At 39.9% G+C, this 11,977-nt stretch carries 8 protein-coding genes; all 8 read left to right on the plus strand.

What is annotated here, in order from left to right; all coding sequences use genetic code 11:
- The first annotated feature begins 704 nt into the window (after nt 1-704).
- The 8 genes from AAA970_RS23350 to AAA970_RS23385 all read left to right on the plus strand — a co-directional run bounded on the left by AAA970_RS23350 (nt 705) and on the right by AAA970_RS23385 (nt 11,917).
- Complete coding sequence (locus tag AAA970_RS23350; RefSeq protein ID WP_338239306.1) at nt 705-1,703, plus strand: PfkB family carbohydrate kinase; 999 nt, start codon at nt 705-707, stop codon at nt 1,701-1,703.
- Nucleotides 1,704-1,850: 147 nt separating this feature from the next.
- Complete coding sequence (locus AAA970_RS23355; RefSeq protein ID WP_338239307.1) at nt 1,851-2,888, plus strand: PfkB family carbohydrate kinase; 1,038 nt, start codon at nt 1,851-1,853, stop codon at nt 2,886-2,888.
- A 253-nt stretch (nt 2,889-3,141) separates the two neighbouring features.
- Nucleotides 3,142-3,813 (plus strand): bifunctional 4-hydroxy-2-oxoglutarate aldolase/2-dehydro-3-deoxy-phosphogluconate aldolase, encoded by a 672-nt coding sequence (locus tag AAA970_RS23360; RefSeq protein ID WP_338239308.1) that lies wholly within the window; start codon nt 3,142-3,144, stop codon nt 3,811-3,813.
- A 977-nt stretch (nt 3,814-4,790) separates the two neighbouring features.
- Nucleotides 4,791-5,846, plus strand: coding sequence for a LacI family DNA-binding transcriptional regulator (locus tag AAA970_RS23365; protein WP_338239309.1), 1,056 nt, complete (start codon nt 4,791-4,793; stop codon nt 5,844-5,846).
- 26 nt (nt 5,847-5,872) lie between these two features.
- Complete coding sequence (locus AAA970_RS23370; RefSeq protein WP_338239311.1) at nt 5,873-7,201, plus strand: MFS transporter; 1,329 nt, start codon at nt 5,873-5,875, stop codon at nt 7,199-7,201.
- Nucleotides 7,202-7,213: 12 nt separating this feature from the next.
- A complete protein-coding gene (gene uxaC, locus AAA970_RS23375; RefSeq protein WP_338239312.1) occupies nt 7,214-8,635 on the plus strand; it encodes a glucuronate isomerase in 1,422 nt (473 codons plus the stop codon).
- A gap of 167 nt (nt 8,636-8,802) precedes the next feature.
- Nucleotides 8,803-10,446: a UxaA family hydrolase gene (locus AAA970_RS23380; RefSeq protein WP_338239313.1), complete on the plus strand. Its 1,644-nt coding sequence runs from the start codon at nt 8,803-8,805 to the stop codon at nt 10,444-10,446.
- Nucleotides 10,447-10,465: 19 nt separating this feature from the next.
- Nucleotides 10,466-11,917, plus strand: coding sequence for a tagaturonate reductase (locus tag AAA970_RS23385; RefSeq protein WP_338239314.1), 1,452 nt, complete (start codon nt 10,466-10,468; stop codon nt 11,915-11,917).
- The last annotated feature ends 60 nt before the right edge of the window (nt 11,918-11,977 follow it).

The raw sequence follows: 11,977 nt of genomic DNA on the forward strand, positions 1-11,977 counted from the left end.
CTTGATGTAATGTGCTGCATTTCAGTAAACTATGGGTGGTTTTGATGATTGTTTCCTGAATCAATTTCGGCTATGCCTACTTTCTGCTCATTCCTCTGTTACCTAAAAAAAAATCGACTCCGGGAATTCTTCCCTCAGTTTAATCGCCTTGCAGCCCAACAAGAATTGAAGCATGAACAATTCGGCTTAAGAGTGTATTTTGAAGCACACCATTCAGCTGCAAATTCGAATTATTGGAAGCGATTTCGGATAATTTCTTATAATAGCGATGCTATTCTCTCAAAAAAAGCCTGTATCGCTTCTGCAATAATCAAATTTTCGATACGAATTTTGATCTTTAAACACGCTCCAAGCAATCAAAATATTTTGGAGCACGCTATATAAGTATGACAGGGGTAGCAAATTTGAGTTTTCAAATAATGATTACACTGATTGCCTTTTTTAAACCCTTTGATTGCTGAGGCTGCTCCCTTAATTGCATTTCTATTCTGCGTTAAATACACGTAAAATCACAGCAATCGATAGCAAAATAGACATAGGGGATAACATAAAGCGCTAATAATAAATGAGTTAACTTTATTTATCTTTTTTGATTACCGCATATCTCACCTCTTCTATACTTTTGATTGACTTTTAAATCAACAGTATGTTTATGGGAAGCCGGAGCGTATTTTTTCCGGGAAGGCTATCCGAATTTTTTGAAAATGGGACGAATCATTACTTTTGGAGAGATACTCCTTTGTTTATCTGCGCCTGGTGCTGCCCGCCTGAAACAGTCTAAAATCTTGGAAATCGATTTTGGTGGGGCAGAGGCGAATGTTGCGGTGTCCTTGGCTCAGTTTGAAGAAGAGGTGAGCTTTGTTTCCCGCCTTCCGGAAAATGATATGTCAGCCCAGGCCAAAATGTCTTTAAAAAGTTTTGGGGTGGATGTTAAGCCTATTTTAAAGGGAGGAAACCGGATGGGACTATATTATTATGAAAATGGGGCGGTATATCGAAGTGGAAAGGTGATCTATGACCGTGACTTTTCTTCTATGGCCACTATTGCTCCGGGAATGGTGGACTGGGATAAGGTTTTTGAGGGAGCAGATTGGTTCCATTGGACCGGCATTAGTCCGGCACTTTCTGAATCTGCTTATTATACTACTCTTGAAGCCTTGAAAGAGGCTAAATTTAGAGGGATTACCATTTCCGGTGATTATAATTATAGATCTAATTTATGGAATTGGGGAAAGGGGCATACTGAAGTGATGCCCGAATTACTCCAGTATTGTGATATTATGTCCGGCATTCACCCTGATGTGGATATTGTAAAGGAAGGCTTAAGTGATGCTCTTTTTGAACAGGCCGGAGAAGAAATGTTGGGCCAGTATCCAAATTGTAAAATGGTGGTTTTTACCAGTCGTGGATCGGTCTCAGCCAGCCATAATTTATGGAGTGGTGCACTTTATGATGGAGGAAAGGTGTATAGAAGTAAGCAATATAATTTAACGCATATTGTGGATCGAGTGGGTACAGGGGATGCTTTCATGGCAGGTTTAATCTATGGATTAAGGAATTTGAAAGATAAGCAGGAGGCGGTGGAGTTCGCCACAGCTTCTTCTGCTTTGAAGCATTTTATCCCGGGTGACCAAAATATTTGTACTATTGAGGAGGTACATAAGTTAGTTTACGAAGATCAAAGGGGTTTAATAAGTCGTTAGGAGCGTTGAGTAAAGCGCATAGTCTGATTTATATATAGAATCAATATTTAGCATTCTCCTAATATGGAATTTCAACATTATTATCCATATACAGGGGTATCAGTTAATGAAAGTAAATATATTTTTTGAGATAATAAATACAGCAAAATGAAAAAGATTGTAACTTTTGGAGAGATCATGTTGCGATTAGCGACGCCAGGTTATCTGAGATTTCATCAGGCATCAGAATTTGAGGCTACCTATGGTGGAGGAGAATCTAATGTGGCGGTGTCTCTGGCTAATTATGGTATGAATGCTGAGTTTGTCACTCGATTGCCACAAAATGATATTGGGGATGCTGCCATTAAGCGATTGCGTAGCTATAATGTGGGGACTGAAAATATTGTGATCGGTGGAGATCGGTTAGGGATATATTTTTTAGAGACCGGTGCGGTATCCAGAGGTTCCAAGGTCGTGTATGATCGGGCAAATTCTGCTATAGCTGAGATACAACCCGGTATGGTGAATTGGAAGGCGGTATTTGCAGATGCCCAGTGGTTTCATTGGACGGGGATCACTCCGGCTTTGTCTCAGGGCGCAGCAGATGCTTTAAAGGAGGCCCTTTCGGTAGCCAAGGAGATGGGGATTACTGTTTCTTGTGATTTGAATTACCGTGCAAAATTATGGAAATATGGAAAGGCTTGTCATGAGGTGATGCCGGATTTGGTAGCCTTGACTGATATTGTTTTGGGAAATGAAGAAGATGCGGAAATGGCACTTCATATTAAGCCGGATGGGGTTGACGTTACTGGGGGCCATGTGGATGGAGAAGCCTATCTTTCGGTATCTAAGAAAATTATGGAAAAATTCCCGCGTGTAAAGAAAGTGATTACGACGCTACGCGGATCCATAAATGCGAACCACAACACCTGGGAAGGGGTGCTGTATGATGGTGAACAATTATTCAAGTCTGCCAGAAAATATGATATTACACATATTGTGGATCGTGTGGGTGGAGGAGATTCATTTATGGGCGGTCTAATATGTGGTTTAATAAATTTCGCAGGAGATGATCAGAAGGCATTAGATTTTGCAGTAGCTGCCAGCTGTTTAAAACATACCATAAAAGGTGATTTTAATCTGGTAACGATTGAAGAAGTTTTAAAATTAATGGGCGGTGACGCTTCCGGGCGAGTAGCACGTTAAAGCGTGTTTGAATGCCAAAATTCGCAGCGAAAGTTTGATTATTGAAGAAGTGATACCCGATTATTTTGAGAGAATAGCATTACTATTGTTGAGAAATGTGCCAAAATCGCTTCCCAAAATTCGAATTTGCTGCCGGATGGTGTGTTTTTAAACATGTTCTATAGATAAGTATTTGATTTCGCATTTCATTATTTGATTCGGGGGTTGCTCCTTTTGGTCCTTCAGGAACACTCCCGATATAATTTACAACATTATGGCTCGATTTAGCAGAATAGAAGTAGTACAGCAAATGGGGGCTACCGGTATGGTACCCGTGTTTTATCATAAAGATCTAGAGGTTAATAAAGCCATTCTTAAGGCTTGTTATGATGGTGGTGCCCGGGTTTTCGAATTTACGAATAGAGGCGATTTTGCCCATGAAATATTCGGTGAATTAGTGAAGTGGGGAGCAGTGCATACACCGGAAATGATCTTAGGGGTTGGATCCGTGGTAGACCCGGCCACAACGGCGCTATATTTGCAGTTAGGGGCCAATTTTATTGTATCGCCTATTCTGTCTGCGGAAATGGCAAAAATCTGTAATCGCAGAAAGGTAGCCTGGTCTCCTGGTTGTGGTTCATTGACTGAAATTTCTAAAGCGGAAGAATTGGGGGCTGAAGTAGTTAAAATTTTTCCCGGTCAGCAAGTAGGAGGTCCTGAATTTGTAAAAGCGATTAAAGGCCCTTTCCCTTGGAGTAGTATTATGCCTACAGGAGGCGTTAGTCCGACTCGCGAGAACCTTACCGCGTGGTTTAATGCCGGAGTACATTGTGTGGGGATGGGTTCGAAGTTAATGAAAAAGGATCCTGAAGGAAATTTTGATACTATGGCCATTAGGGCTGCAACAGCAGAGGCATTGGCCGTAATTGCAGAAGTAAAAGGATAGTTTTTTGAAAAAAGTGGGTATTCCTCTTTTGTCTTGTCAAAGATAATTATTGGAGAGTAAAGGATGAACCGCTATTGGGTCAATGGTTTTTTTTACTTTGATATGGCCCAGTAAAAATATCTTGATTTTTCGTTTATCCTTGGAGCTATTCTTACCTTTTTTCGGATGAGGACAAAGGTTTTGCATAAGCGTCCCGGAAAGGTATTAAATGTTAATTTTGCGTGAAATAAATGTGGTATTAACGCATTTTATTCAATTCCGGGATCCGAAAGAATAAATTTCACACTTTAAAATCAATGGTTAATTGTGAATAATAAAAAATATTGGAGCAAAACATTAGTTGGTGATAACTTAAACGCTATTTTTTTAATTGGTAAACAGAAGCTGATGAAATTGAGAATTTGTTTAATAAATGATCTTGATTTTCTCCCTCCAAAATCGCTATTATTAATTATACAAAAGGAACAAGAACCATCTTTTAGCTAGATTAGCAATTGACATAAATGATATTCAAACCCTAAAAGAAAAAGCCTATGAGTAGAATGGATAGAGAGCCAGAGCATAGCTTTTTAAGCTATTGTACCAAAATAGTATTTAATATTGATGAAACTCAGAAGAAGTTATTTTTAGGGCCAGTCCTATTGACTTTGATGTTTTCATTCTTGAAAAGAAAATACTTTTTAAGGGGCTAGGAAAAGCACGACTATCCTGGACGTTAAATATTTTTTAATGAGGTAAAAACATATTACTTGGGATATATTACCTCTATTGGGTATTGTCTCTACAATAATGTATAGCAAAAAGGCTGATGTAGAACGAGTTTAGAATACAAAATTTGCAGCCGGATGGGGCGCTTTTAAACATGTTCTTACTAAAATAGCATGTATTGTTAACATTTTAGCACCGTAATGTTGGTTTAACGCACGTTATTTTAACTGTTTTTAAAGTCATGTTATCATAGGTAAATTTTTTTAGATATGACCAGAAGAAAGAGTGTTCGACTACAGGAAATTGCTGAAAGAGCAAATGTTTCTATTGGAACAGTAGACCGTGTTTTACATAATCGTGGCCGAGTTTCTTATGAAACAAAGGCGAAGATTATTGGCCTGGTGGAAGAACTGGGATATATTCATAAAAACACCCGGCCGTGTATTAAAACCGTTGGAGTGCTTTGTCCGCGTCCGGAGGAATGTCACTATTGGGAGCTACCCTTAAGAGGGATTGATAAAACTGCGGAACTTTTGCAATCCACCGGTTTAACTTTAAAAAAGGTGTATTTCGATGCTTTTTGCGCGGAAGACTATTTCCAAAGGGGGCTGGAATTGTTGAATGAGCATGTAGATGCGGTTATTTTAACGCCACTTTATCGGCAGGAAAGCTATAAACTCGTGCGGGAGATGCGAAAATCAGGCATCCTATATGGTTTTATGGACGCCAATTTTCCGGAATTGGAACCTGACTACTTTGTAGGGCAGGATGCAAAAAACTGTGGTGCATTGGTAGGGGGGCTAATCAAATATATCATGCAGCCCTCAGAACAGGTATGGGTGGTCAATCTTTCCCCTGGCAAAAGGACGTCCACCAATTTACAAAGAGAAATAGGGGCGGTAGATACATTAGGGCATTTTTTTTCCCATGAACAGTGTATTCATGTGCTGGATTTCCCTTATGCTCATTTAGATCGAGCAGCTATTTTTAAAAAGATTGAGGAGCAAACGAAGCATTTGTCTAAACCCAGAGTGGTGTATGTGACCAATTCCCGGATAAAATTAATTCATGAGTATTTTGCGGAAATAGGAATGGCTAAAGGGGTCATATTTATTGGTCATGATCCATTACCTGAAAATATTAGTTTATTATTAGATGATAAAATAGATTTCCTGATCGCCCAGGACAGTGTGCAGCAGGGGAGTGATATATTAGAAGGAATTTGGGGTATTCTTCAAAAGAAGGTGCTCTTAACCAAAGAGAAGCACCATTATTCTATGGTATATACTAAGGATAATATTCATGGTTTTTTGAGAAATAAATAATTTTTTATCAAAAGAAACATTTTTTTATGAAAGTTGAAATGCAAAGGGAGCCGCAGGTTGTTGAAGCTAAGCAGCAGGGCGGATCAAAATACCGGTATAGAATACTGGCCATGCTTTTTGTTGCTACTACCATCAACTATATGGATAGAAGTATCATTGGGGTATTGGGGCCAACTTTGATCGAACATGTATTTCATTGGACGAAAATGGAGTATGCACAGATCAATATGGTATTCAAGTTCGCTTATGCACTCGGTATGTTAGGTATGGGTGGTGTAATCGATCGATTTGGTACCAGAATCGGATATATTTTGGCCATTGGGATTTGGTCTGTTTTTGGGATGTTACATGCTTTGGTTCAACCTGCCTTTGGTTTTATTGGCTTTTGTATGGCGCGTGCAGGTTTGGGCTTCGGAGAGGCTGGAAATTTCCCAGCTGCGGTTAAAACAGTAGCAGAATGGTACCCGAAAAAAGACCGGGCTTTTGCAACTGGTATTTTCAATGCGGGTTCGAATATTGGGGCAATTTTGGCTCCTTTAGCCATTCCTTTGGTGGTATTGCCCGATGGTACCAATTGGCAATTTGCATTTTTAATGACCGGCGCTTTTAGTTTTATTTGGGTTTTAGTTTGGATAAAAATTTATAAGAAGCCGGAAGAACACCCCAAAGTATCACAGGAGGAATTAGCTTACATTCAGTCGGATGTGGAGGAAGGGGAGATTGAGCAGGAAAAAGAAAAAATGAGCTGGGCTAAGGTACTGCCGCTAAAACAAACATGGGCTTTCGCCATCGGAAAAATTACAGATGCGGTTTGGTGGTTTTATTTGTTTTGGGGCTCTTTGTTTTTACATGATCAGTTTGGTCTGGATCTTCATGGATTAGCCTTGCCCATGATTATTGTATTTTTAATTGCGGATGTGGGGAGTATTGCCGGTGGATATTTACCCAAAATTTTTCTTAATCGCGGGGCTTCCCTGAATGTTGCCAGAAAGCTTACCCTATTAATTTGTGCACTATTTATTTTGCCGGCAATGTTTGTTCCTTATATGAGCAATCAATGGTATGCCGTTTTATTAATGGCCTTCGCGGCGGGTGGTCACCAGGCATGGTCTGCCAATTTGTTTACTGTAGCTTCAGACACTATGCCGAAGAAAGCCACAGCCTCTGTCGTGGGGATTGGCGGGATGATCGGTGCCCTGGCGGGCATGTTGGCGGATTTTTCTCTGGGTTCGGTCCTCACCGCTAGTGGAAAAGAGGGATATGTATTTGCCTTCGCTATTGCAGGTTCTATTTATTTGGTCTGCTTAGCTTTGATTCATTTGATCATTCCAAAATTGGAAAGAGCAAAAATTTAAATTTAAATTCATATGAATAATTTCATAAAAGATGATTTCCTTTTAGAGTCAGAAACTGCTCAGCAATTGTATACTCAATTTGCAGCACCGGCTCCAATTATCGATTACCATTGCCACCTTTCACCTAAGGATATTGCTGAAAACCGATGTTTTAATAATATTACGGAAGCTTGGCTGGAGGGAGATCATTATAAGTGGCGCGCCATGCGTACTTTAGGACTTGATGAGTCTTTCTGCACTGGCCAGCAGTCTGCCAAAGACAAATTTGTGGCCTGGGCAAAAACGGTTCCCTATACCATGCGTAATCCTTTGTATCACTGGACGCATCTGGAATTAAAAAGATATTTCGGGGTTGACGAAATTTTAAATGAAGAATCTGCAGAAAGAATATATGAAAAAACCTCTCGCTTGCTTTCTGAAAATGCGGATTTTTCTACGCGTGGATTATTAAAAAAAATGAATGTGAAGGTGGTCTGCACCACGGATGATCCTTTGGATGAATTACAGTATCACCGAATGAATAATGCCACCAATGATTTTACAAAAATATTCCCTACATGGCGTCCTGATAAGGCCATTAATATAAATAAAGGGGAAGAGTTTTTAATCTATATTCAAAAACTTTCGAAAGTCTCTGAAAATCAGATTGATTCCTTTGCAGCGTTCCTGGAAGCATTAGAAATTCGGATGAAGCATTTCGATGCGCACCATTGCCGGATGTCTGATCATGGAGTGGAGCAAATCCATGCTGAAGATTACCAGACCGAGGAGGTAGAGGTAATTTTCCAAAAAGCCCTTCAGGCCGGGGATTTATCTGATGCCGAGATCGGAAAGTACAAGTCTGCTATTTTCTATGAGTTAGGTATCCGTTATCATAAATTTGGATGGGCACAGCAGTACCACCTCGGAGCACTAAGAGATAATTCGATCCGTCAATATGAAAATCTGGGACCTGATACCGGTTTTGATTCTATTGGAGATTGGCCACAAGCAGAGAGTTTGTCTCGATTTTTAGGTAAACTTGATCATAATGATCAGCTTGCCAAAACCATTATTTATAACCTTAACCCAGCTGATAATTATGTCATCGGTACGATGATTGGCAACTTTCAGGGAGAAGTTGCGGGTAAAATTCAGTTTGGCTCCGGTTGGTGGTTTTTGGATCAAAAAGAGGGGATGGAATGGCAACTGAACGCTTTATCCAATTTAGGATTACTTCCTTGTTTCATTGGAATGCTGACGGATTCCAGAAGCTTTTTATCTTTCCCACGCCATGAGTATTTCCGTAGAATACTATGTAATCTGTTTGGGAAAGAAATAGAAGCAGGTTTACTGCCTAATGACCTTGACTGGATCGGGCAAATCATTCAGAATATCTGTTATTATAATGTTAAAGATTACGCTTTCTCATTAATTGAAGCGTATCAGGATTAATAGAAAAGCTTAAGCTTCTGGAGGATAGCTGTTTAAGTATACTTCTTCCAATTGAAAAACAAGGAGTTCAGGGAATACAATCAAGGATTAAAAAATCCCTTCATCTGCAAATTTTATCCAGCAGATTGATACTAAACTTTATATATAAATTTAAAATATTTAGATAGATGCATGTGAATACGTTAAAAGTTCATGCTTCCGATAATATCATAGTAGCTTTACGCGATCTAAATAAGGGGGAGACAGTAGCCACTGCCGGTGCGAGTTACTTGATAAAGGAGGTAATACCCGCAAAGCATAAATTTGCTGCTAAGGATTTTGAAGTCGGTGATTTAATTATCATGTATGGTCTTGTCATTGGTCAGGCTTTTCAATCTATTAAAGCTGGGGAGCTTATTTCTGTGGATAACGTTAAGCATGCAACAAAACCGGCAGTGATTGCTGATTCTTTTAACTACCAATGGCAACCCCCTCAGGTAGAGGAGGGGCGCACTTTCATGGGTTACCATAGGAGTGATGGGCAGGTAGGTACTCGTAATGTATGGTTGGTGGTGCCCTTGGTATTTTGTGAGAATCGCAACATTTTAGAGATTAAAAGACAACTGGAACCTTATTTGGGATACAATTCTCCGGACTTTGATCAGTTGGGAGAATTGGTTCATTTGGGTAGCCAAGGAGCTTCGGTAAATGATATTCAAAATTATGGCTTGAATTTATCGGATGCTCCTTTGGCACTTGATCGACCCTTTAAAAACGTAGATGGAGTGAAATTTATTACCCACCACGCAGGTTGTGGGGGAACGCGGGCTGATGCTGAACGCTTTTGCCGGATGTTGGCCGGATATTTATTGAATCCCAATGTGGGTGGTGCCACCATTTTAAGTTTGGGCTGCCAGAATGCGCAAATCAGCCTTTTTGAGGAAATTTTAGCACAAATGGCTCCGGCTTTTGACAAACCGGTATACATTCATGAACAACAACAAAGTGCTTCCGAAAAAGCTTTTATTGCAGATGCGGTAAAATCCACTGTAGCAGGCCTAAGTCAAATAAATCAGATCAAAAGAGCTCCGGCTTCCATTAAACATTTAGTGGTAGGGCTTGAATGTGGAGGATCTGATGGTTTTTCCGGCATTTCTGCCAATCCTCTTTTGGGTAAGATTTCTGACCGTGTCGTGGCTGCAGGTGGAACCGCCATTTTAGCGGAGTTTCCGGAACTTAATGGGGTGGAGCAGAATATACTAGACCGTTGTGTGAATAAATCTGATGCCCTTAATTTTAAGCGTTTAATGGAAGAGTATGGCTTAAAGGCAAAAGCTGCTGGTTCGGGCTTTGAGTTTAACCCTTCTCCCGGAAATATAAAGGATGGGCTGATAACGGATGCCATGAAATCTGCAGGAGCCGCTAAAAAAGGGGGAGAGGCACCCATTCAGCAAGTGTTGGATTTTACAGAGCAATTGAACTTCAGGGGTTTGAACTTATTATGTACCCCGGGAAATGATGTGGAATCAACCACCGCTCTGGCTGCCTCTGGTACCAATTTGATTTTATTCTCTACCGGTTTAGGTACGCCAACGGGTAACCCTGCGGCTCCGGTAATCAAGGTTTCCAGTAATTCTGTGCTTGCCAAAAGGATGTCGGATATTATTGATTTTGATGCAGGAACTATTATTGATGGTCAGCAAACCATGGAACAGGCCGCGGATGATTTATTGGAACTTATGATCCGAATTGCAAGTGGGCAGGAATACTCTTGTTCCGAAGTATTGGGGCAAGAGGACTTTATTCCCTGGCGTCAGGATTTATCACTATGATATAATAATTATTATAAATATGCAACTGAATAGAAATACAACAACAACCACTGACCGCCCCATTAAGGTGCTTCAGTTTGGAGAAGGAAACTTTCTTCGCGCTTTTATAGATTGGGTGATTCATCGCTTGAATCAAGAAGGGGATTTTCATGGAAATGTTGCGGTCGTACAGCCACTAGCTGAAGGAATGGTGCCGCTTTTGGAGCAGCAACAGGGCTTGTATCATTTGGTACTGCAGGGTATTCAAAATGGTTCATTAGTTCGAAATTTTGAATTAATTGATTGTTTGTCACGCTTTAATAATCCTTATCAATATTTTAGCGGTTATTTAGAACTAGGGCTGGAGGAAGAATTGCGTTTCGTTTTTTCCAATACTACTGAAGCAGGCATCACATTTGTGGATACGGATCGGTTTGAGGATGATGCGCAGGTAAGCTTTCCGGCGAAACTATGTAGATTACTATATCATCGGTATCAATACTATAATGGAGATTTGGATAAGGGCTTATTCATTATTCCATGCGAATTGATTAATCATAATGGTGATCAATTAAAGAAGTGTATCAAAAATTATATCGCCCTTTGGGAATTAGAGGCTGACTTTGAAAATTGGATTGATAAGGCCAATACCTTTTGCAATACATTGGTGGATAGAATTGTGCCCGGCTTTCCTAAATCAACCATCAGTGAAATTCAGGAAGAAATTGGTTATGAAGATCAATTGGTAGTGGAGGGGGAAGTATTCCATCTTTGGGTAATCGAAGGAGGAGATAAGGTAAAGGCTCATTTTCCAACTGAGAAGTTGGGATTGAATGTAATTTTTACCGATAATCAGCAGCCCTTCCGTCAAAGAAAGGTCCACATTTTAAATGGTGCGCATACCGCAATGGTACCCTTAGGGCTGTTAGCAGGATTGGAAACGGTTAAAGAAACAGTAGAGCACGAGGTATTTAGTCTTTTCCTTGATCAAATGGTGAGTAAGGAAATAAATCCTACGCTTGATTTATCTGAAAATGAACTCATTGAATTTGGCGCCGCGGTTTTTGAAAGGTTTAAAAACCCTTATATAAAACATTATCTTTCTTCTATTGCATTAAATGCTTTATCCAAATATGAAACTCGAATTCTTCCTTGTGTAAAAACTTTCTATGAGCAGAAAAGATGTTTACCAGCGAAGTTGGTGGTACCACTTTCTGCTTATATTCTGATGTATGCCCAGGCACATCCAGCGGTAAATGATGATGAGGGAAAAGTTAAACAACTTCAATCACTTTGGCAGCAGGATAATTTGACTGTCGCTGTTAATGAAATTTTAACTAATCCGAATGTCTTTACTGCCCATAGTATGGAGATACCAAATTTAGCCGATTTGGTGGTGGCACAGATTCAGGATTTACAGGAAAAAGGCGTGATTAATATGTTAAAAGAGATGGTTCAAATTGATCCAATTAGTGTATCATCTGTTAAATAATTCAACTAAACTAATAATTTTTATAATTAATCAATTCCGCGCTATGGGCTGATCTATTTA

It is taken from the genome of Persicobacter diffluens, from assembly GCF_036244895.1.
GTDB classification, from domain to species: Bacteria; Bacteroidota; Bacteroidia; order Cytophagales; family Cyclobacteriaceae; genus Persicobacter; species Persicobacter diffluens.

Excerpts from the sequence above, each read along its gene's own strand:
- AAA970_RS23350 (WP_338239306.1), top strand. The coding sequence starts at position 705 with ATGGGACGAATCATTACTTTTGGAGAGATACTCCTTTGTTTATCTGCG.
- AAA970_RS23355 (WP_338239307.1), top strand. The coding sequence starts at position 1,851 with ATGAAAAAGATTGTAACTTTTGGAGAGATCATGTTGCGATTAGCGACG.
- AAA970_RS23360 (WP_338239308.1), top strand. The coding sequence starts at position 3,142 with ATGGCTCGATTTAGCAGAATAGAAGTAGTACAGCAAATGGGGGCTACC.
- AAA970_RS23365 (WP_338239309.1), top strand. The coding sequence starts at position 4,791 with ATGACCAGAAGAAAGAGTGTTCGACTACAGGAAATTGCTGAAAGAGCA.
- AAA970_RS23370 (WP_338239311.1), top strand. The coding sequence starts at position 5,873 with ATGAAAGTTGAAATGCAAAGGGAGCCGCAGGTTGTTGAAGCTAAGCAG.
- uxaC (WP_338239312.1), top strand. The coding sequence starts at position 7,214 with ATGAATAATTTCATAAAAGATGATTTCCTTTTAGAGTCAGAAACTGCT.
- AAA970_RS23380 (WP_338239313.1), top strand. The coding sequence starts at position 8,803 with ATGCATGTGAATACGTTAAAAGTTCATGCTTCCGATAATATCATAGTA.
- AAA970_RS23385 (WP_338239314.1), top strand. The coding sequence starts at position 10,466 with ATGCAACTGAATAGAAATACAACAACAACCACTGACCGCCCCATTAAG.